Source organism: Deltaproteobacteria bacterium, assembly GCA_016210045.1.
Lineage (GTDB): Bacteria > UBA10199 > UBA10199.
The window spans coordinates 194,135-219,777 of the sequence record JACQUX010000038.1; the positions used below are offsets into that span (position 1 = coordinate 194,135).

Annotated in this window: 22 protein-coding genes; 13 read left to right on the forward strand and 9 right to left on the reverse strand. The window is 61.4% G+C overall.

What is annotated here, in order from left to right:
- Nucleotides 1-9 precede the first annotated feature (9 nt).
- Nucleotides 10-498: a hypothetical protein gene (locus HY696_11395; protein MBI4239000.1), complete on the reverse strand. Its 489-nt coding sequence runs from the start codon at nt 496-498 to the stop codon at nt 10-12.
- Nucleotides 491-1,711, reverse strand: a complete 1,221-nt coding sequence (locus HY696_11400; GenBank protein MBI4239001.1) for an MFS transporter — start codon at nt 1,709-1,711, stop codon at nt 491-493. The genes HY696_11395 and HY696_11400 overlap by 8 nt, the downstream gene beginning before the upstream one ends.
- A gap of 192 nt (nt 1,712-1,903) precedes the next feature.
- Here HY696_11400 and HY696_11405 point away from each other — a divergent pair, with 192 nt between their 5' ends.
- Nucleotides 1,904-2,509 (forward strand): lytic transglycosylase domain-containing protein, encoded by a 606-nt coding sequence (locus tag HY696_11405; protein MBI4239002.1) that lies wholly within the window; start codon nt 1,904-1,906, stop codon nt 2,507-2,509.
- Between the two features lie 3 nt (nt 2,510-2,512).
- On the opposite strand, the gene HY696_11410 is transcribed toward HY696_11405, so the two are convergent.
- Nucleotides 2,513-3,298 (reverse strand): sulfite exporter TauE/SafE family protein, encoded by a 786-nt coding sequence (locus HY696_11410; protein ID MBI4239003.1) that lies wholly within the window; start codon nt 3,296-3,298, stop codon nt 2,513-2,515.
- A 65-nt stretch (nt 3,299-3,363) separates the two neighbouring features.
- Nucleotides 3,364-4,347 (reverse strand): hypothetical protein, encoded by a 984-nt coding sequence (locus HY696_11415; GenBank protein ID MBI4239004.1) that lies wholly within the window; start codon nt 4,345-4,347, stop codon nt 3,364-3,366.
- Between the two features lie 325 nt (nt 4,348-4,672).
- Between HY696_11415 and HY696_11420 the strand changes: the two genes are divergently transcribed.
- From HY696_11420 to HY696_11440, 5 genes are all read left to right on the forward strand, one after another.
- On the forward strand, nt 4,673-6,280 hold the full coding sequence (locus HY696_11420; protein MBI4239005.1) for a HAMP domain-containing protein: 1,608 nt from the start codon (nt 4,673-4,675) through the stop codon (nt 6,278-6,280).
- 5 nt (nt 6,281-6,285) lie between these two features.
- Nucleotides 6,286-6,954 (forward strand): response regulator transcription factor, encoded by a 669-nt coding sequence (locus HY696_11425; GenBank protein MBI4239006.1) that lies wholly within the window; start codon nt 6,286-6,288, stop codon nt 6,952-6,954.
- Between the two features lie 63 nt (nt 6,955-7,017).
- Nucleotides 7,018-7,212, forward strand: coding sequence for a hypothetical protein (locus tag HY696_11430; protein MBI4239007.1), 195 nt, complete (start codon nt 7,018-7,020; stop codon nt 7,210-7,212).
- Nucleotides 7,209-8,261: a cytochrome c3 family protein gene (locus HY696_11435; GenBank protein MBI4239008.1), complete on the forward strand. Its 1,053-nt coding sequence runs from the start codon at nt 7,209-7,211 to the stop codon at nt 8,259-8,261. The genes HY696_11430 and HY696_11435 overlap by 4 nt, the downstream gene beginning before the upstream one ends.
- Before the next feature lie 9 nt (nt 8,262-8,270).
- Nucleotides 8,271-8,957: a cytochrome b/b6 domain-containing protein gene (locus HY696_11440; GenBank protein MBI4239009.1), complete on the forward strand. Its 687-nt coding sequence runs from the start codon at nt 8,271-8,273 to the stop codon at nt 8,955-8,957.
- On the opposite strand, the gene metH is transcribed toward HY696_11440, so the two are convergent.
- From metH to HY696_11455, 3 genes are all read right to left on the reverse strand, one after another.
- Entirely contained in the window at nt 8,950-12,444 is a 3,495-nt protein-coding gene (gene metH / locus HY696_11445) for a methionine synthase (GenBank protein ID MBI4239010.1), read from the reverse strand. The two genes, HY696_11440 and metH, sit on opposite strands and share 8 nt — an antisense overlap.
- Nucleotides 12,445-12,622: 178 nt before the next feature.
- Nucleotides 12,623-13,060, reverse strand: a complete 438-nt coding sequence (locus tag HY696_11450) for a PIN domain-containing protein (GenBank protein MBI4239011.1) — start codon at nt 13,058-13,060, stop codon at nt 12,623-12,625.
- The gene (locus HY696_11455; GenBank protein ID MBI4239012.1) at nt 13,048-13,311 is read right to left on the reverse strand and encodes a hypothetical protein; all 264 of its coding nucleotides are present in this window, start codon (nt 13,309-13,311) and stop codon (nt 13,048-13,050) included. Before HY696_11455 ends, HY696_11450 begins: the two co-directional genes overlap by 13 nt.
- 90 nt (nt 13,312-13,401) lie before the next feature.
- Between HY696_11455 and HY696_11460 the strand changes: the two genes are divergently transcribed.
- The 3 genes from HY696_11460 to HY696_11470 are packed head-to-tail and all read left to right on the forward strand — an operon-like array spanning nt 13,402 to nt 17,853.
- A complete protein-coding gene (locus tag HY696_11460) occupies nt 13,402-16,761 on the forward strand; it encodes an AAA family ATPase (protein MBI4239013.1) in 3,360 nt (1,119 codons plus the stop codon).
- Nucleotides 16,758-17,435, forward strand: coding sequence for a cyclic nucleotide-binding domain-containing protein (locus HY696_11465; protein MBI4239014.1), 678 nt, complete (start codon nt 16,758-16,760; stop codon nt 17,433-17,435). The genes HY696_11460 and HY696_11465 overlap by 4 nt, the downstream gene beginning before the upstream one ends.
- Nucleotides 17,419-17,853, forward strand: a complete 435-nt coding sequence (locus HY696_11470; protein ID MBI4239015.1) for a hypothetical protein — start codon at nt 17,419-17,421, stop codon at nt 17,851-17,853. Before HY696_11465 ends, HY696_11470 begins: the two co-directional genes overlap by 17 nt.
- A 106-nt stretch (nt 17,854-17,959) precedes the next feature.
- Here HY696_11470 and HY696_11475 read toward each other — a convergent pair whose 3' ends face one another.
- Nucleotides 17,960-20,152 carry a hypothetical protein gene (locus HY696_11475; protein ID MBI4239016.1) on the reverse strand — a complete coding sequence of 731 codons (2,193 nt, stop codon included), beginning with the start codon at nt 20,150-20,152 and terminating at the stop codon, nt 17,960-17,962.
- Nucleotides 20,153-20,417: 265 nt separating this feature from the next.
- On the opposite strand from HY696_11475, the gene HY696_11480 reads away from it, so the two are divergent.
- Complete coding sequence (locus HY696_11480) at nt 20,418-21,362, forward strand: radical SAM protein (GenBank protein ID MBI4239017.1); 945 nt, start codon at nt 20,418-20,420, stop codon at nt 21,360-21,362.
- 92 nt (nt 21,363-21,454) lie between these two features.
- Here the strand turns inward: HY696_11480 and HY696_11485 are convergent, their stop codons facing one another.
- The gene (locus HY696_11485) at nt 21,455-22,129 is read right to left on the reverse strand and encodes a DedA family protein (GenBank protein ID MBI4239018.1); all 675 of its coding nucleotides are present in this window, start codon (nt 22,127-22,129) and stop codon (nt 21,455-21,457) included.
- 98 nt (nt 22,130-22,227) lie between these two features.
- On the opposite strand from HY696_11485, the gene HY696_11490 reads away from it, so the two are divergent.
- The 3 genes from HY696_11490 to HY696_11500 are packed head-to-tail and all read left to right on the forward strand — an operon-like array spanning nt 22,228 to nt 25,623.
- The gene (locus tag HY696_11490; GenBank protein ID MBI4239019.1) at nt 22,228-23,607 is read left to right on the forward strand and encodes a hypothetical protein; all 1,380 of its coding nucleotides are present in this window, start codon (nt 22,228-22,230) and stop codon (nt 23,605-23,607) included.
- Between the two features lie 11 nt (nt 23,608-23,618).
- The gene (gene gmd / locus HY696_11495; protein ID MBI4239020.1) at nt 23,619-24,659 is read left to right on the forward strand and encodes a GDP-mannose 4,6-dehydratase; all 1,041 of its coding nucleotides are present in this window, start codon (nt 23,619-23,621) and stop codon (nt 24,657-24,659) included.
- 4 nt (nt 24,660-24,663) lie between these two features.
- The gene (locus HY696_11500; GenBank protein MBI4239021.1) at nt 24,664-25,623 is read left to right on the forward strand and encodes a GDP-L-fucose synthase; all 960 of its coding nucleotides are present in this window, start codon (nt 24,664-24,666) and stop codon (nt 25,621-25,623) included.
- Nucleotides 25,624-25,643: the final 20 nt, after the last annotated feature.

Below are 25,643 nucleotides of genomic sequence, written 5' to 3' on the forward strand. Positions count from 1 at the left end.
CCGTTATCTCTACGGATCCACGACCGGCAGCCAGCGGTCCAATTCGCCGAGGCGGTCTTCCACTGGGGGCTGGCAAGTATACTCCGTCGTCCGGTGAGCGCGACGGTGGCGGACGCGGATGCCGCGCTGTTGCTCCGGCCGCTCGCCCTCGCCGTTGTAATCGGAAAAGAGTTCGTACGTGTAATCGCCGTTGTCGAACGCGACCGTGAGATACGTCACTTGATACCGCGTATAGCGCGAAAGTCGGAAATGGGCCGACGGCGTTCCGTGGGCAGTGGGAAACGTGAGTTCCAAATGTCCCAACTTGCCGAAGCGATATTGCAACGCCGTCAGCGATTCCCGCTGCCGCGTGCCACAGAGCGCCACGACCTTTCCGCTCCCGACGATCGTGCAACTGAAATACGTCGCCTCCGGCGGACGGCACCAGGTATCGACACTGGCGGCGTGGAGTAGTGAGGGCGGGAGCGACAAGCAAAATGCCAGTGTCAGGTTACGCATGTTCCCTCTTACGAGCCGATGCGTTTGCAGTGGCATCGGCGTGTCCCCACGCCCGATACCCATACATGCACAATCCGCACGCCACCACGCCGGTTGTGCCGCAGAGTACCCAGCAGGGGCCGAAGCCAAACCAGTCGAGCAATAGGCCGGCACCGAGCGGGCCCACCATGGCCCCAGCTGCGGAGACGGCGTGGGAGATGCCAAAAAGCCGGCCGCGAAGGTGACGCGGGGATTGTAATGTGATCAACTGATACAGCACTGCTGCGGCCAGCGCCTCGCCGATCGTGACGACGGCCTCGGCCGCCAAGAGTCCCGGCAGTGTGCGAGCTATGGCAAACAGTGCGGTCCCGGCACCCAGCACGAGCGTGCCGAGGCCGGTGCCGATGAACGGATGCCAGCGACTGAGCCACGCCGTGAGCGGATATGCGAGGATGATGATCCCGATCGCGTTCCACGAGACGGTCACGCCGTAGACCCAGGTTGGCAGTGCCAACTGCTGATGGATGTAAAGCGGCAACACGGAGAAGCCGAGGACCATCGGAATCATAAACAGCAGTTCGACCAACATCACGAGCGCGAAACGCCCGACGAAAAACGTTTCCTGGTCGTCGCGTGCCGTGTCTTCGGTGCTTGTTGTCGACGGCGCATTCCAAATCAACCGCCAGGCGATCGCCCAACAACCCGCCAGCGCCACCGCATTCCACGCAAAGAGCCACTCGAAGCCCCAGGCCAGCAGCGCGCTGCCGAGCAACGGGGCGATCAAAAAACCGATGTTGATCATCGTGTGATGCAGGCTGAAGGCCTTCGTCAACTGAGGTCCGGCCATATAATGAGTCAGCAGCGTCGAGGAGGGTGGCCGGACGAGTTCAATACAGACGCCGCAAGCAAAGACGGATGCCACGAGCCACGCGACCGAGTGTGCCCGCAACAGCGCGAGAATGGTGACGACACCGCCGGCGTAACTGAGCAGGATGAGCCGCCGGCATCCCCAACGGTCGACCGCGTAGCCGCCCAATACCGTGGCGAGGATCGAGCCGGCCCCGTAGATGCCCATCGTTTTGGTCGCCTGCGCCGCCGTGAAGTGGAAGCGTTCCGCCAGATACAAGGCGAGAAACGGAATCACCATCGCCCCGGCCCGAGAAAGGGCCGTCGTCGTGAAGATCCCCAGCACCGGGCCAGGATAGGAACGCAGCAATGTCAGCAAAGCGCGCATACGTTACATTCATCCGAGTGGGGACAGGTACCTTGCGATCGTTATTTTTCGCGCATTGGAAGGTACCTGTCCCCACTCGGATGGAATTAGAAGTGGGCTATTAGCATCAGGTGGGCGCGGGTGCAATGGGTGTGTTATCCGACAAAATTGCCGATTGACGAGTGGCGATGCTGTGGATAAGTAGCGCCCTCTATGTCTCGTACCCCGCGTCCTCGGATTCGTTGGTCCATTGGGCTGGCGTTGCTGCTGATCGGTGGCGGCGTGAACTTGTGGCCCGCCCCGACGGCCGTCCGCTTGGTGGCCCGCGCCGTGCCGTGGGAGGCGGTTGCCGTCACGCGGGGCCGTCCCGCGCTGGGAAAGCGAGTCCAGTTCCGCGGCATCCCCCGCTTGGCGCAGCACCCGCTGGCGCCGATTATCATCGCGGCCGCAGAGCGGTATCAGCTTGATCCGGCGATCATTGCGGCCATCATTCATGTCGAGTCGGGATTCAATCCGTTAGCGCGTTCTCCGAAAGGCGCGATGGGGCTGATGCAACTGATGCCGCAGACCGCGGGGCGACTCGGGGTCGAAACGCCGTATGATCCGGCCACGAACGTCTTTGCCGGGGCCCGCTACTTCCGCCAAATGCTCAACCGCTTTCATGGCGATTATCTGCTGGCGCTCGCCGCGTACAACGCCGGGCCCGGTGCCGTCGAACAGCACGGCGGTATTCCTCCGTACGCCGAAACCGTCCAATATGTGCCGAAAGTGATCCGCTACTATCGCCAATACGCGGCCCTCGCGCGTCCCGCCGGCTAAGCGTTACAACAATCCCGCAGCCATCAGCAGGCCGATGACCACGAGCAGCAGCCCCGTGAGCCGCTGGATGGTCGTCATCGTGATCTTGTGGAGGAATTGCATCCCGAGCAGGACGCCGCAAACCGCAGCGATGCTGCCGGTCAGGATCATCCGGCCTTCAGCGGTGACAGGGAGCGTCCGCCAGTGGAATGTAGACAGCATCGTCCCATACGTCAGCAACCGGATCGCATCCACGGCCAGGCCGATCACCGCGTTGGTCCCGATGAACGCCTGCGGTGTCAGGTCGACTTTCGTGAGAAACGCGGAACGTAAGGCGCCTTGATGGCCGGAGAGACCGCCGAAAAAGCCGGAGAGCATTCCGCCGAGCGGCAAATATTTGCGGTTGAAGGAGAGGTGTTTGAATCCGGGGTGCAACTCCAGCACTGCAAAGCCCAAGATGAGTACGCCTAAGACGAATGACAGCGGACTGACGTCGCGTGCGCCGAAACATTGGTACGAAAACCATGGAGGGAGATGCGCCAGTCGGACCAGCAATACCGCTCCCACATAGGCCGTCGCAATGGCCGCAAGCCCGAAGCGCCAGACGATTTTGAAATCGGCCAGTCGGCCTGCGACCAGCACCTTGAGTACATTATTAGCGCCATGGACGATCGCGGTCGCGGCGACGGCCATATCGGTGGGGAGGAAGATCGCGAACACGGGCAACAGAATGGTGCCGAGACCGAATCCGGAAAAGAGGGAAAGAAACGATGCCCCCAACGAAACCACGGCTATGAGTACGAGATCCATCGGCTGATAGCGAATGTCTCTCGCACGAAATCATCCGGATTGTCTAGGGTGGTATTGCCGTGTCGTTAGATCTCGGGGAGAAATCCGAGCCGATCGAGCGTTTCGACTACGCTGTCGAGTGAAGGCGCTGCAGCTGCGGCGGCTCTTGGGGCCGGGCGTTTTTGGACGATTCGTAGCGGATTGCGAGCGATCGCCGTCATGAGCGCTGGGCTCCACGGGGCTTGCGTCAGATGGTAACGCCGGAGGGCCGCCTTCGTGAGCGCCATACGGGCTTTGGGTGGATCGAGATGCCAATCGACCAGTAAATGTTGCCACGCCGGCGGGACTGCGAGTTTTTGTTCCATCAGTTGCGTCGCATGTTCCACGCCCTTCACGAGGACTTCCACGGTGATCCACGCATCGCTGATCCGATCCACCAAGTCCGCACAATAGCCAGCCAGGCCTCCGTAGTCGGCGTCACATTCGGTCGCGACGCGCTGCAAGTCCGCTAGCGGCGGGAAACAGGCGGCAAAGCGATCGAGCTTGTGTCGCAGCGTCGTCCGGAATCGGATTTCGTCGATGAGATTCGCAAAGGCCAGCGCAGGATCGCGGTCGGCAAGGAGCTCGATTTCGAGCGTCACGGGATCGCGGCTGGTCATCCGTGCCAGCCCTAACGCGAAATCTCGTTCTTCGGGTGGCGTCTCGGCGACGTGATAGCGAATGACGAGAGGCTCCCGAGGATCTGGAGCCATTTGCCGCAGGGCCGAGGCATAGATGCAGCGGCGCGGATCCGAGGTATTCGAGAGTGGCGCGATCAGGTCCAATGGGCTGAGTTTGCCGGCCAACGCTGCCGTGTTGCGGTGTTGCGTGGCACGGCGTGCGCGTTCCGCGCTACGACTGGGATGCGGTGGTCGTTCCGCGCGCCGAGGCGCCGCATCTTCTGCCGGGGGCACGCGGCTCTCGAAGAGGCGCCGTGCGAGCAAAACGGTGCCGGGGACGAAGCGCGCGACGCGCGCATGAGCCGTGGGCGCGCCGGGTGCGCGGAGTGCCACGGGCGCTGCGCGTTGCATCGGCTTTGGTATTAATGGTGTCGGGGCGCCGGGAAATACGTGCAATTTCCCGCCAATGGCAGTGCCGGTGCCCGGGCGCAACTTGCCGCCCCCGCCCATGCGGCCCCGAAACGGTCCAAAAGGTCCTCCCCCGGGTCCCCGGGGCGGTCGCGTACCCATCATAAGAGGTATCGGCAATCTGCCGGAAAAGTTGTGTCAGTCGGCGAACGACAAGTGCACGGCGGACGCGTATCGCAGAACGAACGGCGCCGTGCAACGGAAATGATTTGATATCGAATGACTGCGGTCATGGCGTCTCGGCGTCGGCAGGCGTCCGATAGCCGGTATGGGGCCGCAAGCGCGCACACTCAGCATAAAACACCGGATCTTGCTGTTCTCCGTGGTGGGACTCGGTATCTCGATCGCGATGGTCTTGATGTACAGCGTGGCCCATGTGCGCGAGGCGATCGACCGCAGGGTCACCGAACAACAGCGCGTGACGACGTTGGTGGCTCGGCATCTGGATCACGTGCTGCAATCCCAACTCACAACGTTGAGCGGGCTTTCGCTGTTGCCGGGCGTGGATCTGCACGACGCCGATTGGGAGCCGGAGCGGGTGGCAATTCACGGCATGGTCCGCACGTCACTTTTTCGGAAGGGGATTTTTTTGCAAGACGCGCAAGGCGCGGTCCCGTTGCGCGAGCCGATGGATGCCCTCGTGCCGGCGGTCGCGTGGTCGGCCGTATCGTTGCATAAACCGTTAGTGACGACGGTGACGGCCGACGGGGCGGGGGGCGCGCGGTGGATCCTCATGGTGTTGCCGTTGCGTGACGGGCGCGGGGGCAGCTTCGGTATCATCGGCGGCCTGATCGACCCGGCCCAGACGGGATGGGTCACGGCGCTGTTTCCGGCAGCGGCCGACCTTCCAGGCATGATCGAGGTGTTGGATCGCGATGGCGTCGCGGTGTGGCGCACGGGATGGTCCGACACCACCGCTGTCACGACGGCGCATGATGATGTCTCCGCGACCGTCACGGAGGCCGCGCTGGCCGTGGCGCCGTGGCGAGTGTCTGTGCGGCAACCGCGAAGCGCGGCGTGGCGGTCTGTGATGTCGTTGCAAACGCGAGCCGTCTTGCTGGCCCTGTTGCTTTTGCTGGTCGGACTCGGGTTTGCGCTCGGCATGGCCCGCAGTGTGACGCGCCCGATCGCGGTGTTGCAACGGAGCGCGCAGCAGATCGCCGATGGGGATTTCGCGCGGCCGGTCCCGCTGCTGGGCGGCGACGAACTGGGCGTGCTCAGTCGCCACTTCGAAGTGATGCGGGTCCGGTTGTTTTCCTGGCATCGGGAACTGGAAGGAAAAATCCGGGAACGCACCCAGAAGATCATTACGGCACAAGAGGAAGAACGGAAGCGGATTGCACGGGAGCTGCACGACGACTTGGCGCAAAAGATGGCCGCGCTGCTGCTGAAACTCGAGTTGCAGCGGCCGGAGGAGGCGCGCGCATTGGCCATTCAAGTGCTCGACGACATGCAGCGGTTAATGCGCAATTTGCGGCCGTCGATCTTGGACGATGTCGGACTCAATTCGGCGATCCGCTGGTTGGTGAAACACAATCTCACGGCGACGGGCGTTGCGACGCAATTGTTTCTCGATGAGTCGCATCCGCGCTTGGCGCCGGCGCTGGAAACGGCTGTCTTTCGCGTGGTGCAGGAAGCGGTGGCAAACGTCTGTCGTCATGCGGCGGCGCAGCGAGTCGTCATTTGCACGCAACAGCAACACGACGTACTCCACGTCACGATTGAAGATGACGGTTGCGGATTCGATCCCGCGGCGGCCGCGAGCTTCGGGATTGCAGGGATGCAAGAGCGGGTCGCGTTAGTCGACGGGCGGATGCAGATCGACGCGGTCCCGGGACGCGGCACGAAGATCCGCGTGGAGGTTCCACTGCGATGACACCCATCACGGCCACGATTAATGTGCTGATTGTCGATGATCACGCGATTTTGCGGGAGGGCATCCGCGCGTTGCTCGCGGCCGCGGAGGATATGGTGGTGGTCGGTGAGGCGGCCAATGGCCAAGAGGCGATCGAGCGGGTTGAGGAACGGCGGCCGGATGTCGTCTTGATGGATATCGCGATGCCGGGGCTCGGTGGGCTCGAAGCCACGCGGCAGGTCTGCGTGCGGAGTAAAGTCCTGATCCTCACGCAGTACGACAATCCGGAGTATATCTATCGCGCATTCAAGTCCGGTGCCTTGGGCTACATTCTGAAACGCGCCCTTGGGAGTGAACTGTTGACCGCGATTCGCGCGGTGCATCGCGGCCGCACTTATCTCGATCCGACGATCGCGTCCGACGTCATTGCCGGATATCTGCGTGATCGGGGGGAGCACGTAGTGACCGATCCGTACGAACTCTTGACGGATCGCGAGCGCCAAGTGCTGAAACTCTTCGCGGAAGGTTGCACGGCGAAAGAAGTGGCGACGGTATTGAAAGTCAGCGTGAAGACAGCGGGGGCGCATCGTGACAACCTGATGCGCAAGTTAGGGCTCCATAATCGGGCCGCGCTGGTGCGGTTCGCGATCGAAAAAGGCGTGCTCTCGGGCATTAAAGAGGGAGAAATCGGGTGAGTGCCCAATGGTTAAAGTGTGGCCGACATCGTATCTTGGTGGCGAACCAAGAAGGAGGTACGTATGAAAACCACATTGCAAGCCATCGGGATGCTCGTGACAGGGTCGCTGTTGGGCCTGCTGTACGTCATCTTTCTCCCGTTCATCGGCTTCACGATGGTGTTCTATCACGGCATCGTGTGGGCGGGGCGGGCGGCGCGACGGGCGGTGAGCCTCTGCGCAGACGCGGTGGAGAGAAGGGTACGGGACAAGGCATGAAGCGCTGCTGGGTGGTCGTGGGGCTGTGCGGGCTGTTGTTGGGGCCGATAGTCGAGGCGCAGAGCCAAGAGAAAAATGCCGCGTGTCTGGCGTGCCATGACGATCCGACGTTGACCACGTCGTTGTCGAGCGGCGAGTCGCTGGTCTTGCACGTCGACCCGCAGCAGTTTGCCGGATCGGTGCATGGCGCGCAACTCTCCTGCACCGACTGCCATGATGTGGCGCTGGAGTCGCATCCGAGCGGGACTGTGGCATTTGCGACGCGGCGCCAATATGCGCTGGCGATGTATGAAAATTGTAAGCGGTGCCATTTTTCCAATTACACCAAATTGTTGGAAAGCGTGCATTACGACATGCTGGCGCAAGGGGCGCTGCACGCGCCGGTCTGCGTCGATTGCCACGGCGCCCATGATGTGGAACGGCCGGCCGCGGATCGCCAAGGCATCTCGCGGCGCTGTGCCACGTGCCATCATACAATTTATGCTACGTATGCCACGAGTGTGCATGGCGCGGCGCTGCTCGGCGACAACAACCAAGACGTTCCCGTATGCACCGATTGCCATACGGCCCACAATATTCAGGACCCGCGGTCCGCGCAATTTCATTTGGAGTCCCCGGAGGTCTGCGGACGGTGTCATGCCAACGCCCCGTTAATGGCCAAATACGGTCTTTCAACGGACGTCTTGCGCACGTATCTGAACGACTTTCATGGCGTCTCGGTGCAGTTGCATCGACAGGAAGGCGCCCCCGAATCGACCGCAGTGACGGCGGGGTGTATCGATTGTCACGGCGTTCATAATATCAGTCGAGCCGATGCGCCGAATTCAACCGTCATGAAAACCAATCTCGTCCAACAGTGCCGGCGCTGTCATCCGGAGGCCTCGGAGCACTTTCCCGATGCGTGGCTGTCGCATTACGAGCCGACGCCGACCAAGGCGCCGCTCGTCTACGCGGTGAAGCTCTTTTATCGGATCTTTATTCCGTTCATCATCGGGGGGCTGGCGCTCCATATCTTGCTCCATATCTGGCGAGCGATCGTGAATCGATAGGAGGCGGTTGTGCGAAAGTGGATACGCTTTACCCGGCAAGATCGTCTGGAGCACTGGCTGGTCGCGCTCTGTTTTCTGTTGTTGGTGTGGACCGGGCTGCCACAAAAATACTACGGAGCCGAGGTGTCGCAGTGGATCATCGCCCACAGTGGCGGGATCGATTACACCCGATTACTACATCGCGTGGTCGGTTTTGTTTTTACTGCGCTGACCGTATGGCATGTCGGCTCGCGCGTCTGGGGCTTTCTGCGCAAAAAAATTGCCCCCTCGATGCTGCCGACGAAACGCGATTTTACCGACGCGATCACGAATCTACGCTATTACATGGGGCTCACGGACCACGAAGCGCGCTGCGATCGATTCGATTACAAACAGAAGTTCGAATATTGGGGCATGCTGATGGGGAGCGCCGTGATGATCGCCACCGGGCTGCTGCTCTATGCGCCGGCATGGTTCACGCAGTGGTTGCCCGGGGTGTTGATCCCCGCCGCTAAAGTGGCGCACAGCAATGAGGCAATGTTGGCACTGCTCGTAATCGTCGTTTGGCATTTGTACGGCGTGGTGTTCAGCCCCGAAGTCTTCCCGCTCGATACCAGTATGTTCACCGGCAACATTTCGGAAGAGCGGATGAAGAAAGAACATCCGTTGGAATACGAACGCCTGCAGCGCGAAGCGGAGACGCCGCCGCTCACTTGACGTCGAAGTAGCGCGCGGCGGGATGGTGCACGATCAAGGCCGACGTGCTGGCTTCCGGATCCATTTGGAACGTCTCGCTGAGACTGACGCCGATCCGTTCCGGTTGCAGCAATTCAAACAGCAGCGCCTGATCCTCTAAATTCGGACACGCGGGATATCCGAAACTGTACCGACTCCCTTGATACCCTTGGTGATACAGTCCCTCGATCGTTGTCGCGTCGGCTCCCGTAATGCCAAGTTCCACGCGGATTGCCCGGTGCCAATATTCCGCCAACGCCTCCGCCGTTTCGACCGAAAGCCCGTGGAGATAGAGGTAATCCGTGTAATTGCCCGCTTCGTAATACTGCTGACACACGGCCTTCGCGCGCGCGCCGATCGTGACCACATGCAGCCCGATCACGTCCATCGTGCCCGCATCGAGCGGCCGGAAGAAATCCGCAATGCAGTGATACGGCTCTCGCGGCTGCCGCGGAAACGTAAACAGCACGCGCTCTTGCCGCGTCTCCGGATCCAACACGATCACGTCATTGCCCACCGCGCCACAGGGGAAATATCCGTACACCACCTGCGGCGCGAAAATCCCCTCCCGCTCCACGCGTCCCGTCAACTCGCGAAAGATCGGTTCAATTTTTTCCCGCACCAGCGCTTCATACTCCGCCTTCCGCATCTGCCCCTGCCGAAACTGCCACTGCCCCTTGAACAACGCCGTCCGATTAATCAACGGCCACAGTTGCCCCACAGCAATATCCCCCACCACCCGCGTCCCCCAAAACGGCGGCGTAGGGATTGAAGCCGCCATCTTAATGGCAGAGCGCCTGCCTCGTCCCCCCAATAAAGTGGAGGATTGCGATGCAGCCGGAGACGGGATGGGGTCCGCGGGGGGGACTTGCGGAGCCCGCTGCAACGATGTTGTTGATACCGCAGCGGGCGAGCATGAGCGCGGCTGCGGCGCGTAAGCCGCAGCCGACGCGTGCCCCCCCGCGGACCCCATCCCGTCTCCGGCTGCCACCTTGCATTCCGAAACGACCGCTTCCATCACCCGCAACCCCTCGAACGCATCTTTACCATAATACACCGCCCGCCCATACGCGCTCGCCAAGTCGCTCTCCACAAAGCGCCGCGTCAACGCCGCCCCGCCGCAGATCACTGGGATCGCCAGGCCGCGGTGCGACATCTCTTCCAAGTTTTCCTTCATGATCGCCGTCGACTTCACCAGCAAGCCCGACATCCCGATCGCGTGCGCCGCATGCTGTTCCGCCGCCGCCAACATCTGTTCCAACGGGACTTTAATGCCGAGATTGTAGACCGTGTAGCCGTTGTTGGTCAGGATGATATCGACCAAGTTCTTTCCGATGTCATGCACGTCGCCTTTTACCGTTGCCAACACGATCTTCCCCTTCGATTGGCCCTCGACCCGCTCCATGTGCGGTTCCAGGAATGTCACTGCGGCTTTCATGACTTCCGCCGACTGGAGCACAAACGGGAGTTGCATCTTGCCGGCGCCGAACAACTCGCCCACGACTTTCATCCCGTCGAGCAGGATCGTGTTGATAATTTCGAGCGGCGCGTAGCGCCCCATTGCCTCGCGGAGCAACGGTTCCAAGTCGGTGCGGCGTCCGTTGATGATCCGTTGTTTCAACCGTTCTTCGAGCGGTGCGGCGCGATCCTCCGCTTCGCTGGGACCCGTCTCCAAACGGTTCGTCTGAAAATAGGCCATGAACGCCGTGAGCGGATCGCCTTGGCTGCGGTCGTTGTGCACCAGCCGCTGCGCCAACTGGAGTGCCGCATCGGGGATTCGGTTGAGCGGCAAGATCTTCGCGGCGTGGACAATGGCGGCGTCGAGCCCGGCCTCGACAGCGGCGTGCAAGAAGACGCTGTTCAACACGACGCGGGCCGCCGGATCGAGGCCGAACGAAATATTGCTGACGCCCAAGACCGTGCGCACGCCGGGCAATGTGGCCTTGACTTGGCGAATTCCGGCAAGCGTCTGGACGCCGGCATCATGAAATTCAGCGTCGCCGCTGCCGAGCGTGAACGTCAGCGTGTCGAACAACAGATCTTCCGGCTTCAGGCCGTATTCTTCCACACAGAGGCGATAGATCCGTTGCGCAATGGCGACTTTTTGTTCCGCGCGCTTCGCCATCCCTTGTTCGTCGATGGTCAGCGCAATCACGCCGGCGCCGAAGCGCCGCGCCAGTTCCAAGACACGCCGCGCGCGCGCGTCGCCGTCTTCCAAGTTGATCGAGTTGATCAGGCAGCGTCCGCCGGCGAGCGCGAGCGCGTGCTCCAACACCGGGAGCTCGGTGGTGTCGATCACGAGTGGCAGCGGAACTTGCGTGACATAGCGGCGGATCGTTTCCGTCATATCGCGCACTTCGTCGCGGCCCACGTACGCTACGCAAACGTCGAGCGCGTGACAGCCTTCGGCGACTTGTTCTTTCGCCATCTCGACCAGGCCATCCCAATCGTCGCGTTGCAATAAGTCGCGGAATTTTTTCGACCCGTTCGCATTGGTCCGCTCGCCGATCAGAAACGGCCGCGGCTCTTGGTCGAGCGCTTGCGCGGTGTACATGCTGCTCACCGCGGGCGTCCATTCCACCGTGCGGGCGTTGGGCGCTCGTCCGGCCAGCGCGATGGAGAGTGCGCGGATATGTTCGTCGGTCGTCCCGCAGCAGCCGCCAACTGCGGCGACGCCGTAATGCTCGACGAAATACGTCTGCCACTGGACGAATTCCTCCGGCGTGAGGCGGTAATGGGCGTGGCCGCCGACATTTTCCGGCAGTCCGGCGTTTGGATTGATCACGATCGGGACGGGACAGTGTTGACTTAAATGGCGGACGTTGTCTTCCATCTCCTTCGGACCGGTCGCGCAGTTCATTCCGAAGAGATCGATGCCATACGGCAGCAATGCCGTGCAGGCCGCGCCGATTTCGGTGCCGATCAACATGGTGCCGGTCTGTTCGATCGTGACGGAGACGAGGATCGGGACGCGCTGTCCGGCCGTGGCCATCGCCTCGTGCGCCGCGACGATCGCGGCCTTGACTTGCAGCAAGTCCTGACAGGTCTCGATCGCGAAGAGATCCACGCCGCCTTCGAGTAATCCGAGACATTGTTCGGCATATGAAAGGCGCAATTCGTCGAATGTGGTTTGCCCTAAGGTGGCGAGTTTAGTGCCGGGACCGATCGAGCCGGCCACAAAGCGCGGTCGTTCCGGCGTGGCGAATTGGTCGGCGGTCCGTCGCGCGAGCGCGGCGGCGCTGCGATTCAGTTCTTGCGCCTGTGCAGCGATGTCGTACTCCGCCAATACGATCCGGTTGGCGCCGAACGTATCAGTCTCGACGATGTCGGCGCCGGCCGCATAATAGCGGGTATGAATGTCGGCAATCGTATCTGGGCGGGTGACGACCAGATATTCGTTGCACCCCTCCAGCGCCTTGCCGCCGAAATCGTCCGCGGTCAGCCCGACCCGTTGGATCATCGTGCCCATGCCACCGTCGAATACGAGCACGCGCCGTTGTAGAAGCGTCAACAGTTCCACGCGCGGGGCTTACTAAGGTCCAGGGGCGGGGGTCAAGGGGTGAGAGGGAAATGCAAACGGCAAAATGCAAAAATCAAAAGGCAAAATGCCGGGACCACGTCCGAACCGTTTGCGGAGGCCGGTCCCTTCACAGCGGATTAATGACGTGCAGCTTCGGGATGCGGCGGAATTCCGTGTCGCGTGTGAAGATCGTGTCGATGCCGTGTTCGCGCATGATCGCCGCAATCCGGCAGTCGTGGACAAAACTTCCGCGCACGGCGCCGACGTCCTGCAAGATCGCTTGCAGCGTCGTCCAATATCCTTCGCCTTCGGTGAGGAGGCGCAATGTCGGGAGCGCCAACAATGACGTCACGTTGGCGCACGCCTCCTGAAGAGAGAAGAGGGGCGGCGCGCCGCCGAACGACTGGGTCACGAAGGCGAGATATTCGCCGATGTTGATCCATGTGATGGCGTATGAAGATCGGTCCTGTGCCACTTGATCCAGGAATGCACGGGCCGCCCGATGCTCCGGCGCGGCCTCACTCGAGGCGTAAATGAGGATGTTCGTGTCGATCAGGCCGTGCACGGCAGTGGTCGCTCCAAATCAGGGAGATACGAAGTGCGATCCGCAGGGTCGATGCCGGCCGGAAGCGGACGTTTGCTCGTGTGCCACGTGGCCAGCCGGGCGGCCGCCGTATGCCGCCGCTCCGTGCGCGCCTCCAAGCCGCCGCGAATGAGTTCCACCACAAGGTGTTTCAATCGTCGGCCCTCGCTCACGCACAGCCGTTTGAGGGTGCGCAACAACTGGTCGTCCATTTCGATGGTGGTTCGATGCATCGTCAAAAATGATAAAATGTTCCAATGAATGTGTCAATATGTGAAAACCTTCCGATTGCACCCCCGTTGGGGGCGTGGCACAATGGTCGCGTGATCGAAAAGAGTCTGAACCTCGGCCATCTGGCCGAGGATTTTGCAAAGTTGTTGGTCGATGTCCCGGGCGAATCCCTGCCCGAAGACACGATTCAATTGGAGGAAGGAGAGCGACGCGAAGTCACGATCCTTTTCCTCGATATCGTCGGCTATACGCGGCTGGCGGAACAACTCGATCCGGAACAACTCAAGTTCGTCATCTCGAACACGTTGCAAGTCTTTACCAATCAGATCAAACGCTGCGGCGGGACGGTCGAGAAATACGTCGGCGACGCGATCATGGCGTTGTTCGGCCGTTCGGAGGCGCACGAAGACGATTCGCGGCGCGCGGTGGCCGCCGCGCGCGCCATCTTGGAACGGCTCGAAGACATCAACAGCATCCTGGCGCAGAAGGGGATCAACATCAGTTGTCGGATCGGCGTGAATCGCGGTTTGATCGTCACCGGACAGATGGGCGAACACGACACCGTGACCGGCGAAGCGATCAATATCGCGCAACGGTTGGAAGCCAACGCCCCATCGAACGGGATTCTCGTCTCCGACTCTGTTTTTGCGGAATGTCAGGCATATTACGATTGCCAAGCCTTGCCGCCGCTGCATGTGAAAAATAAGACCGAGCCGGTGATCGTCTATTTAGTGAGCGACGAAAAGGCCGGCGGCGATCGCGTGATGATCCGGCATGAAGGGACGTTCGCGGGACGGGAAGGGGAACGGTCGACGTTGCGGGCGGTGTGGGAGCGGGCCGCGCAAGGGCAAATGGGTTTGGTGCAGGTGGTCGGCGAGGCCGGGGTCGGCAAGAGCGCGCTGTTGCAAGCGGTGATGCAGGAAATGCGGTCCGAGACGTTGCGCGCGGCGACCGTGTATTTCAAGGCCGATTCGTTCGGATTGACGCCCTACCATGTCCTTTCGGACTTGGTGCGGGAATATTTGGCCGGACACGTGACGAGTCTCGAGGACTTTATCGCGGCGATTCCGGACGCGGCGTTGCGCGACGGTCTCGGCGCGTATCGACTGTATCTCACAGATATTCTCGGATTGCCGCTCGGTGAAGACGATCGGCAGCGCTTATCGCGGATGGATCCGCGGGCGCGCCAAGCGGAAACCAATTTGGCGTTGAAACGCTTTATCGAAGCCGCCGTGGCGACCGAACGCGTCCGTGGTGCGCTGCCGCTGGTGATCGCGGTCGACAACTTTCAATGGGTCACGCATGCCTCGCGCGAGGCGCTCAGTCAAATCATCCAGACGTTGCCGTCCGAATCGGCGGTACTCTGGCTGATGGCGGGGCGCAGCGGCGATGCGGCGCCATGGTTGTCGGCGCAATTGGGGGCAACCGTGTTGCAACTCACGCCGTTGCCGTTCGAGGCCGCAGCGACACTGATTCGGGCGCGTTTCCCGGAACGCGTGTTAGGCGACGAGTTTTGTCGTCGTCTGTTTTTGCGCAGCGGCGGCAACGCGCTGTTTCTCAACGAACTGGTCGGCGAGTTGCGGCACGACAGCGATCTGAGCGATGTCAGTTTCGCTGAGCGGCTGCCGTCGTCGATCAAGGCGTTAGTGTTGTCGCGTCTGGATCGACTGCCGCGTCCGGAAAAATTCGCGCTGCAACTCGGCGCGTTGGCGGGGCGGGAATTTTCCGAAGACCTGTTGCGCCATGTGCTGCGGCGCGCGATGTACGATTACGACGCCACGCAACTGATCGAACGGCTCTGTGCCGCGAATTTCCTGGCCCGCAGCGATCACGGCGTCACGATCGCGCAGCCGATGCTGACCGAAGTCGCGTACTCCACGATTTTGTACGCCAATCGCCGCAAACTCCACGCGACCGTCGCGCAGTGGGTGGAAGACAATCGTCCCGACATCTCGATTTACGCCGCGTATTTGGCCGAACAGTGGGAGCGGGCCGAGGAATATGCGAAGGCGTATCATTACTATGCCGACGCCGGGCATTCCGCGCGGCGCCGCTATGCGCAACGCGAAGCGGCGACATTCCTTGAAAAGGCCCTCAAGTTCCGATCGGCGGCGAATGCGACTCCGGACCAATTGGCGGAGGTGTACGGACATTTGGTCGGCGCGTTCGAGGCGTTGGGCGATCAGGAAAAATGGCAATTGTATTTAAAAGAAGGGTTGCAATATGCTCCGCCCGAAAGCCGGATGCATTTTCGCTTTCGCTTGTCCGCGATCGAAGTGGAGCAGCGCTATGGCGACCGCGCGAAGGCAAAAGAGCGATTGGCTGTGTTTCTTGCCGATGCCGCCGTGCAGGCCAATGCGGAAGTCCATTTGCGGGCGTTGCTGACGGCCAGTAATTTTGCGAACGATCAAGGCGCCGACGACACCGCCTTCATCGGCACGGCATTGGCGTTGCGTCCCAAAATTCAAGACGTGGATCTCCAAGAGAAACTCGATCATTGCGTGTTTAATCATTACAAAAACGCGGACGAGCTGACGCAAGCGGAACAATATCTCATGCGGCTGCTGGATGCGGCGCAGACGGATTTTCGGCGTCATTTGTGCGATCTTTTTTATTGTTCGTTCGCGTGGGATCGTGGCGTTGATTTCGCGGCGATCATGACGCGGGCGTTGGCGGCGCAGAACTATTGGCGAGAAGTCGGCTGGGTGCGGGGCGTCGGCTGGGGCGCGTTTTATCGAGGCGCGGCGTTATGGCGGATGAGCCGTTACACGGAGGCGCGGCAGGTCTTCATTGAAGGCGTCAAGGAATTAGAACGCGCGCGGGACCAATTCATGTTGGGTAAATTGGAACTCGTGTTGGCGGCGATCCATCTATTCAGCGGCGATCAAGTGAATTACCAAGTGCGGAAGAATCGGATTCTCACGCACGCGCAGCAGACGTCGGAATCGGAATGGCTCGCGCTGCGGCGCGAATTTGCGATGTTCGAAGGCCAATGCCTCGAGCCGCGCCATGCGCTGACGGGCGTGTATGAAGAACTCGTCGCGACCGGGTCGGCGCCGTTAGCGAAGGTGCAGATCGACGAATATACCGTCACATTGGCGCTCGTGGCCGTGCAGTTAGGCCACACCGTGGAGGCGGAACAGTTAATCCACAAAGTGGGTCCGCATATTCGCGACAATGAAAAGACGTGGCTGTGGGGACTGTGCGGCCGGGTCGAGGCGTTGATCGCCGCGGCGCGGGAGGAGTGGGAACCGATGGAACGGTCGTTTGCGGAGAGCGTGCTGCGGTTTCAAAAACTCGGCGCGCTGTACGACGCGTATCAGACCTATCGCGGTTGGTGGCGGGCGTTGAAGCAGCGAGGATTGGGAGAAACGCCGACCGGGGCAACGGTCCAGCAAGCGCTGGCGCAGCTGGCGGTTTCGGTGGGTGTGCCGGGGGAGGGACGGGGATGACCGACATGCACGACGTGATGATCACGCTTTTTTCGGGACTCGACGCGGCCGCATTGGCCGGCGTGCGCCAGCGGGCGGAGCCGCGCGACTTCGACGGTAACGTGGCGATCATTCGCGAAGGGGAGCCGGGCGATGCGCTGTATATTATTGTGCAAGGGACAGTGGCCATCATTAAACATGCGGCGAGCGGACGCGGCGACTTGCTGGGCATTTTGGGGCGCGGTGAATACGTCGGCGAGATGGCGCTGCTGACCGTTGCGCCACGCTCGGCCTCGGTCATCACGTTGGAGCCGGTCAAGACGTTGGCGATCAGTCACGCCCATTTCGGGCAATTCGTCGAACAATTCCCCGGCGCCGGGGCGCAGATTTTCCGGACCTTTGCAACGACGCTGAGCGCCCGGTTGCAGCGCGTGACGGAAAAATTGGGGGAACTCTTGACCCCGACCGCCGCGCGGGCCTCGCAGGCTGCGTCCGTGGACGCGAGTATCAGCCAGCCCGATGCCGAACTCTCGACGCCGGCTGCGGTGCTGAAAGGCACTGTGGATCTGTTGTCCCAAACGGCCTTGACGCCGGAACGGCGGCAGGAATTCTTGCGCACGATGACGATTCAAGCGGAACGCTTGGTCGGTCTGTTGCGCACGGCGAACGGATTGAGTCATGAACAGACGCAGTAACTGCGGCGTGATCATCCTGTTGGCGCTAGCGGCGTGCAGTGCCGTGGGCTGCCGCGATTCGCGCTACTACGGAACGGTCGAAGATTTGGTCTTCGATTCGGTGCCGGAAAAACACGACTTGATGACACAAACCATTAGTGGATTTGTGACTTGCCCGACCTGTCCGCCGGATACCTCCAGTATGTTGATCGAAGTGCGTGGTCCGCAATTATTGACCGCAGAGCCGTTAGTGAGTGAACCCTTCGCGCGGGTCGGGGCCTACGAAGTCACCGTGAAGGTGCGGCCCGGCGAACCTCTCGTCGTCGAAGCGACCATCTTTACCAGCGGCGGGCTCCGCAACGTCTCACAAGAAGTCATGGCCATCGCCGACGCCCCCGATGGGACCGCGAGTATGACGGTGAATTTGCGCGTGGAATGAGTGGCTGGTAAGCGGCGCGCATAGCACACGTTGTTCCCAGCCACCAGTCACGAGTCACCAGCCACCGCTTTTCCCAGTCACCAGTCACTAGCCACCAGTCACGCATCTAAAACTCCGTCACTTCCACCGGTGTAGTTTGCGGGGGCAGTTGATAGCCGGGGTTGATGCCGATGCCGAGTTGTCCCGAGCTTGGATCGCCCCACGCCCAGACAGTGCCGTCGTTCTTGAGCGCCAAACTGTGGCGCATTCCCGCCGCGACGGCGATCACGCGGTCCAAATTCACGGTCGTGGGGTCGCAAGAGGTCCGGTCGATCGTCGTGCCGTCGCCCAGTTGCCCATTGTCGTTCTCGCCCCACGCGAAGACGCGGCCGCTCGCATCGATCGCCAAGAAATGGTTGCTATTGGCGCCTAAGCCGGCATCCACGATATTCGACAATGCAGTGACCTGGCGTGGGCCGGTGTTCCATTCGTTCTCCACGTCGCAATAGCTGCCGCCCCAGACCCAAAGTGTGCCGTCGCGTTTGACGGCCAACGAGACGCCGCTGCCTGCGGCAATGTCGACGACATCGGAGATCCCGGGGATTTGGGTGGGAGTTGGGACGTAGCGGTCGTCGGGAGACGAATTCGAATCATACGGCGTAATCTCGCCATTCACGGACCATCCCCACCCCCACACCGTGCCGTCGCTGCGCAGTGCCAGATTATGAAACGATCCCGCTGCGAGTGTGACGACGTTTGACAGCGAGCCGATGAGTACCGGGGTCAAGCGGTCGGTCGTCGTGCCATCCCCCAATTGTCCGGTGCCGTTATCGCCCCAGGCCCAGATCGTGCCGTCGTTGCGCAGCGCAATGTTGTGACTGTCGCCCGCGCCGACAGTAATGATATTGCTGAGCGACGAAACTTGGATCGGCGTCGGGCTATAGGTCGTGGTCCCGTTGCCGAGTTGCCCCGAACGATTACTCCCCCACGTCCAGACCGTGCCGTCGCGTGCCCGCGCCACGGCGTGTTGCGGCCCGGCGCTTAGCTGAGTCGCTGCGATGTTCACCACGGCTGGCGTGAAGACGTTGGTCTGTCCTTCGCCCGTGCCGAGCGTATATTCCACGCCATCATCCACCGCCCACCGGATATAATTGTTGCCCCATCCGTACACGGTCCCATCGACATCCAACGTGTACGAAGTCACGTTGCCAGCAAAGACGCCGACGAATCCGGTCGACGCGGCAGTGGTCGATGCCAACGTGACGTCATCGTCCGCCGCACGACCTGGGACGGCGAGCAGCTCTTGGGCGGTGCATCCGCTGGCCGCGCTACCAGCCAGCGTAACGCAGCTTTGCGACGCGCTTTCTCCGTCGACCGTGTAGGTTGTGTAAAGTTTGCCCGAGGCCGGGGTCCAAGTGGCCGTGAATTCGACATCCGCTTCGGCGCCGAAGTCCGCGTGCGTCCCGAGCACTGCGGCCTGTACCACGGTGTCGCTGGCCGCGGTCTTGTCGCGGGCGATCGACTGTGACGAGCCCGCCGTTTCGGTCAAGTACGCGTGCGACGTCTCCACGTCGAACCCGGTGAGATCGGGGAGCGACGTCGACCAATACAGCTCGAGTTGTCGGCTAGTCGTCGCTTGCTGATCCCAGACGCCGCTCAGCACGTAGGTTTCCACCCCGCGGATCTGCGCGTCTTCGTTGGTGCCGGTGTTGTGCGTCCCGAAGAGGCGGAAACAGCCGGCCCCTTGTCCGGTGTCGTCTTCGGCCGGCAGCGCGGTGAATTTCCCGACGAAGACGCGGCGATTGTTCACATACAGCCGGACACACATCGGCAGTTCGCCCGCATTGCCCGAACAACTGGCGGAGCAATCGACGGTCGAGATCTGTTGATTGGACAGCGCGGGAAACGTGAAGGACGAAAAGTCGAGTCGGTAACTGCTGCCACCTGCCGTCGTGCCGGTGGTCGCGGTCGTCGCGGTGTTATTTTCGACTTCGATGCCGCTGAGCAACAGCAGCAGCGCGTCTAATCGATCGCTCGCATCGTCGACAAATGAGAGCGCCCGTTCCGGCGCCCCGCTGCCAGAGAGTGCCTTCGCCGACTTGGCCGCGCTGACACTGCTGCTGCTCGAGCTCACCGTGCCGACGCCGACGCCTAAACTATTAGGGAACGAGAAGTTGCCGGTGGCGGACGGCAGTTCAATCGGAATCGGCGTGCTGGTTCCTCCGCCGGTCGGGACCCCGGCGCCGCCACAGGCGGCCACGCCGATACACAGCATCAAGACAGAGATACACCGCCAACACACCTGGGACGGTTTTCGCATATCGTCATGGAAGAGCAAAGGACATGCCGCAGCCCCTCGATGCCAACGCGTCAATATCGCAACGCTTTTATCCGGCGTATCCGTCCGCCCGGGTAGGCGTTCACCACAAAATCCTCGAAATGAATGAGAATGCACTCATACGGCAGTGACTGGTGGCTAGTGGCTGGGAAATGGGACTCACTTGCTCCGTTCCCCCGCCACCAGTCACACCTTTCCCAGCCACCGCTTTACACCGCCCCGCAGATCGACTAGCCCTCGCGGACCTATGCAACCGAGCTTGTGGCAACGCCTGCGCTATGCGCCGTGGTTTGTGCAGTTGGTGGTGATCCGCCGCTGCAATTTGAGCTGCGGGTATTGCAACGAATTCGACAAGACCTCCGCGCCGGTCCCGTTGGACCTCTTGAAAGCGCGCGTGGATCGGATCAAAGATTTGGGCTCGTTCGGGATCTGTTTCACCGGCGGCGAACCGACGTTGCACCCCGATCTGCCGGCACTCATTCATTACGCCCGCTATGAACGGCGTTTTCTCCGCACCGGGATGATCTCGAACGGCACCTATCTGACGCCGAAGTTGATCCAGGCGCTGAACGAGGCCGGACTGCAGGAATTGCAAATCTCGATCGACGGTGTGCAACGCAACGAAACGACCGAAAAGGTGTTGAACAATTTGCGCAAACGCTTGGAGGCGCTCCGCGAACACGCCACGTTTAATGTTACGGTCTCCGGGGTCGTCGGCGCGTGTCCGCCGGAGGAGAGTTTCGAAGTCATCGCGTATGCGAAACAGATGGGTTTTCGTCCGCGCGTGTTACTGGTGCACGGCGCTGACGGACAGATTCGGCTGACGGCAGAGCAGTTGCAAGCGTATCACGAAATCCAAAAGAGTATCGGCCGGCATCTGTTCGAACCGTCGGCGTATCGGCATCGCTTGATCACCACGGGCCGCGCGCCGTTCAAGTGCCGCGCCGGAAGCCGCTATTTGTACGTCAACGAATTCGGGATGGTGCATTGGTGTTCGCAGACCAAGCAATATTTCGGCAAGCCGTTGGCCGAGTATACGTTCGACGATTTGAAGCAACAATTCCACACCCCGAAATCCTGCGCCGATCGCTGCACGCTCGGCTGCGTCCGCTCCGCCAGCGCGTTCGATGAATGGCGCGGCCAAACGGCACTCGCTACGCAAGCGCCCGCCGCGGCCTCCAACTCCCGCTAGAATACATCCGAGTGGGGACAGGTACCTTCAAACGCTGTATTGACAATGGTTTGAAGGTACCTGTCCCCACTCGGATGTATTTGATTGCGATGCTACGCTGCACCGCCGGCATGGTGCGCGCGGCGGCGTTCGCGCCATGCGGTGATCACGGCCGGGAGCAGTGAGAGGCCGATGATGGCGAAGATCACCAGGCTGAAATGTTCTCGGACCGTCGGTAAATTGCCGAAGCCGAAGCCGGCGCCGACGAAGCCGCCGACCCACAACGCGGTGCCGACGACGCTGAAGGTCAGGAAGCGCGGATAGTGCATCCGGCCGATCCCGGCGACAAACGGCGCGAAGGTGCGCACGATTGGCGCGAAGCGGGCGATGATCACCGTCTTGCCGCCGTGCCGCGCGTAAAAGGCGTGCGTTTGATCGAGATGGCGCCGATTCAGGAAGCGATGTCGTGCATCGTGAAAGAGGCGCGGGCCCACTACGCGGCCGATCCAATAATTCGTCGAGTCGCCGGCCACCGCCGCGCCCGCCAATACTGCCAGCACGGATGCGCAGTCCAACGCACCGGTCCCCGCCAATGCCCCCGCCGCAAAGAGGAGCGAGTCGCCGGGGAGGAACGGCGTGACGACCAGGCCGGTCTCGCAGAAGACGATCAGGAAGAGGAACGCATAAATCCACGGGCCGTACATCGCCGCGAGCGCCACCAAGTGGCGATCGATATGCAGGACGAAGTCGATCACGAGGGGGATGCCTTGCCAGAGCCAGTCGAGCATGAGGCGGCTCATAGCGGATGCAGAGATTTGAGACAAGGTTTTGACAGCGCCGCAAATTGCGCTATGGGAGACAGCTCAACAGGACAACAGGGGGAACTATGCGACGACGAATCAGCTTCGTACTGATTGGACTGCTCAGTGCTGCGGCCTATGCCGCCGGATGTGGAGGGAGTGGCACGACAACGACGACCGAAAGTGGGCTGGGAGACGCGACGAATATTACCGGCACCGTCTACGCCCCGAGCGGGTTGACCGGCGTTGCCGGTGCCTCGGTCTATGTCCCGGGCGGCGTTACGAGCAACGTCACGGCCTCGAAGGCCGTGACCGATCCGGCCGATGACGGGACGACGTGCGACGACCCGCCCGAAACAGCCTGTGCCAGCACGTGTACCCAGGCCAACGGGACGTTTGCGTTAGACGTCAGCGCATGCGCCGACTCTGCCACGTCGATCAAATTCGCGAAGGGATCGTTTACCAAGACCACGACATTGGATTGCGGGACCGACACGACCTGCACCTTAGTCGCGACCGATACCACGTTCGCCGCGACGGTCGTGAGCATGGCCGTGGTCTCGGGCGCATACGACAACATGGAAGACGTCTTGGCAAAATTGGGCTTCGGCACGTTGGACGCAACCGGACATCTCACGATCGGCACGGAACAGTTCGCGATCTATCGCGGCGGCGGCAGTATCGACAGCCAGCTGACCGACACGGATCGCTATAAGGCCTCCACGACACTCTTTTCCGATATCGACGAGTTGAAAAAATACAGCATCATCTTCATTAATTGTGGGGCCGACGAATCCTTAGTGACGACCGACGAAAATGCGTTGCCGAGTTTCAATTTCAAGTCCCATCAGAAAACGGCTCATGTCCATAAGTCGCTGCCGGCGGCGGTCGTCAGTAATCTCCAAACGTATGTGCAAGACGGCGGACGATTGTATGTCACCGATTTGGCCTATGACTTCATCGAACAATCGTTCCCCGCCGTCATGGACTTTGAAGGCGACGGGACCGATGCGAGCACGGCGGAAAATTACGGCGAGGCGCAACTCGGCACGTCGGGCATCGTGTCGGACGCGACCGTCAACGACGCGACGATGCAGTCATGGCTCAGTTCGCAAACGAGCAACACGATCGCCAGCACCGGGGCACCGAGCAGTAGCGAGTGCACGACGACGGAAAACGGCAGCACGACCGCGTTGAATGCCAATAATACGATCCGGATCGGCGACTTCCTCTCCGGCTGGGCGGTGATGAACAGCGTCCATAACGGACAGGACACCAAGATCTGGCTGACCGGCCCCGTCAGTTTCAGCGGCGGTTCCGGCGATCGTCCGCTGACGATCACGAAGACGGTCGGCAGCGGCAAGGTCCTCTATTCGTCGTACCACACCGCCCACTCCTGCCCCACGACCGGCGCGTGGCCGCAGGAACGTGTGCTGCAATATTTAGTCTTCGACGTAGCGGATTAGCGAGGGCGTCTATGGCGCGCGCGTTGATTACCGGGATTACTGGGCAAGACGGGTCCTATTTAGCGGAGTTCTTGCTGGCGCAAGGCTACGAAGTTCATGGCCTGATCCGGCGGGCCAGCACGTTCAACACCAAGCGGATCGATCACCTTTATACCGATCCGCATACGTCGACCGCAGCGCTGCAGCTTCACTACGCTGACTTGGCCGACGGCGGCCAGCTGACCCATTTAGTCTACCAAATCGCCCCGGACGAAGTGTATCACTTGGGCGCACAGAGCCACGTGCGGGTCAGTTTCGATCTGCCGGAGTACACCGTCGACATCACGGGGCTCGGGACCGTGCGCCTGCTGGAAGCGATTCGGCGCAGCGGCATCACAACGCGATTTTATCAAGCGTCGTCTTCGGAAATGTTCGGCGATGCGCCCACGCCCCAATCGGAGCAAACGCCGCTGCGTCCGCGCAGTCCGTATGCGATCGCGAAAGTGGCGGCGTATTGGTCGGTCGTCAATTATCGCGAGGCGTATGGGCTCTTCGCCTGTAACGGCATCTTGTTTAATCACGAATCGCCGCGGCGTGGCGAGACGTTCGTCACCCGCAAGATCACGCGCGCGGTGGTCGCGATCAAGGCAGGACGCCAGGAGAAGCTCTACTTAGGCAATCTGCAGGCCTGCCGCGATTGGGGCTTTGCGCCGGAGTATGTGGCGTGCCAATGGCGGATGTTACAACACGACACGCCGGACGATTACGTGATCGGGACCGGAGAGACGCATCGTGTGCAGGAATTCGTGGAAGCGGCGTTTGCGTATGCCGGACTCGATTGGCGGGTGCATGTGGCGGAAGATCCACGTTACTTGCGCCCCACCGAAGTGGAGTGTCTGCAAGCGGATGCGAGTAAGGCGCGGCGGATCTTGGCATGGGAGCCGCGGGTGCGATTTCACGATCTGGTCGCGATCATGGTCGACGCGGATCTGCGGGACGCCGGGCTTCCGGCACCGGGGCGGGGGGCCGCGGCGCTGGAGCGGGCGGGATTGACGTGGTTGCAACGGTGGTAAGTCGATGACGACGCGCGCGAAAACAATCTATGTCGCGGGGCACACGGGTTTAGTGGGGCATGCGTTGTGCCCGCAAATACAAGCGGCCGGATGTGCGCGGCTCGTGGTGCGGACGCATCAGGAATTGGAATTGACCGATCAAGCGGCCGTCGACGCGTTCTTCGCGGCGGAACGGCCCGACAGCGTCGTGTTGTTGGCGGGGCGCGTGGGCGGCATTCTCGCGAACAACACGTATCCGGGCGATTTCATCGAGCAGAATCTCTTGATCCAGACCAACGTGCTGCGCGCGGCATTGCGGGCGCATGTGCGGCGACTGCTCTTTTTCGGCAGCGTCTGTATTTATCCGCGCGAGGCGGCGGTGCCGGTGCGGGAAGCGGCGTTGCTGACCGGGCCATTGGAAGCGACCAACGATGCCTATGCCGTGGCCAAGATCGCCGGCATTCTGCAATGCCACGCGTACAATCGCCAACACGGGACGCAGTATCTCGGGCTGATGCCCGCGAATTTATATGGTCCGCACGACAATTTTCATCCGCACGACGCGCACGTCATTCCGGCACTGCTGCGTCGCTTTCACGAGGCCGCGCAGCGCGGCGATGCGAGCGTAACGCTGTGCGGAACCGGCGCGCCGCGACGGGAGTTCCTCTTCGCCGACGACTTGGCCCGCGCGGCCGTGCAGCTGTTGCAATTAGACGATGCCGCGTGGGGCGCGTTGTTGGCGGAATCCCGCTATCCGATCGTGAATGCCGGGAGCGGCGAAGAGGTGACGATCCGGGACTTGGCCGAACAGATTCGTGCGCTCACCGGATTTCGTGGCGAGATCGTCTGGGACACGACCAAACCCGACGGCACGCCGAGCCGCATGATGGACAGCACGCGGATGCGCCGCCTGGGTTGGCAACCGCTGGTCCCGTTGTCCGCAGGCTTGGCGCAGGCCTATCGGTGGTTTGCGGGCCGCAAGTAGAGCATTTTCCATAAGAGGGA

What these genes read in the sequence shown, in the direction of transcription:
- HY696_11500 (MBI4239021.1), top strand. Translation starts at nt 24,664, where the DNA reads ATGACGACGCGCGCGAAAACAATCTATGTCGCGGGGCACACGGGTTTA.
- HY696_11470 (MBI4239015.1), top strand. Translation starts at nt 17,419, where the DNA reads ATGAACAGACGCAGTAACTGCGGCGTGATCATCCTGTTGGCGCTAGCG.
- HY696_11405 (MBI4239002.1), top strand. Translation starts at nt 1,904, where the DNA reads ATGTCTCGTACCCCGCGTCCTCGGATTCGTTGGTCCATTGGGCTGGCG.
- HY696_11395 (MBI4239000.1), bottom strand. Translation starts at nt 498, where the DNA reads ATGCGTAACCTGACACTGGCATTTTGCTTGTCGCTCCCGCCCTCACTA.
- HY696_11475 (MBI4239016.1), bottom strand. Translation starts at nt 20,152, where the DNA reads ATGCGAAAACCGTCCCAGGTGTGTTGGCGGTGTATCTCTGTCTTGATG.
- metH (MBI4239010.1), bottom strand. Translation starts at nt 12,444, where the DNA reads ATGGGCACGATGATCCAACGGGTCGGGCTGACCGCGGACGATTTCGGC.
- HY696_11400 (MBI4239001.1), bottom strand. Translation starts at nt 1,711, where the DNA reads ATGCGCGCTTTGCTGACATTGCTGCGTTCCTATCCTGGCCCGGTGCTG.
- HY696_11435 (MBI4239008.1), top strand. Translation starts at nt 7,209, where the DNA reads ATGAAGCGCTGCTGGGTGGTCGTGGGGCTGTGCGGGCTGTTGTTGGGG.
- HY696_11455 (MBI4239012.1), bottom strand. Translation starts at nt 13,311, where the DNA reads ATGCATCGAACCACCATCGAAATGGACGACCAGTTGTTGCGCACCCTC.
- gmd (MBI4239020.1), top strand. Translation starts at nt 23,619, where the DNA reads ATGGCGCGCGCGTTGATTACCGGGATTACTGGGCAAGACGGGTCCTAT.
- HY696_11430 (MBI4239007.1), top strand. Translation starts at nt 7,018, where the DNA reads ATGAAAACCACATTGCAAGCCATCGGGATGCTCGTGACAGGGTCGCTG.
- HY696_11485 (MBI4239018.1), bottom strand. Translation starts at nt 22,129, where the DNA reads ATGCTCGACTGGCTCTGGCAAGGCATCCCCCTCGTGATCGACTTCGTC.
- HY696_11490 (MBI4239019.1), top strand. Translation starts at nt 22,228, where the DNA reads ATGCGACGACGAATCAGCTTCGTACTGATTGGACTGCTCAGTGCTGCG.
- HY696_11465 (MBI4239014.1), top strand. Translation starts at nt 16,758, where the DNA reads ATGACCGACATGCACGACGTGATGATCACGCTTTTTTCGGGACTCGAC.
- HY696_11410 (MBI4239003.1), bottom strand. Translation starts at nt 3,298, where the DNA reads ATGGATCTCGTACTCATAGCCGTGGTTTCGTTGGGGGCATCGTTTCTT.
- HY696_11415 (MBI4239004.1), bottom strand. Translation starts at nt 4,347, where the DNA reads ATGCAACGCGCAGCGCCCGTGGCACTCCGCGCACCCGGCGCGCCCACG.
- HY696_11420 (MBI4239005.1), top strand. Translation starts at nt 4,673, where the DNA reads ATGGGGCCGCAAGCGCGCACACTCAGCATAAAACACCGGATCTTGCTG.
- HY696_11480 (MBI4239017.1), top strand. Translation starts at nt 20,418, where the DNA reads ATGCAACCGAGCTTGTGGCAACGCCTGCGCTATGCGCCGTGGTTTGTG.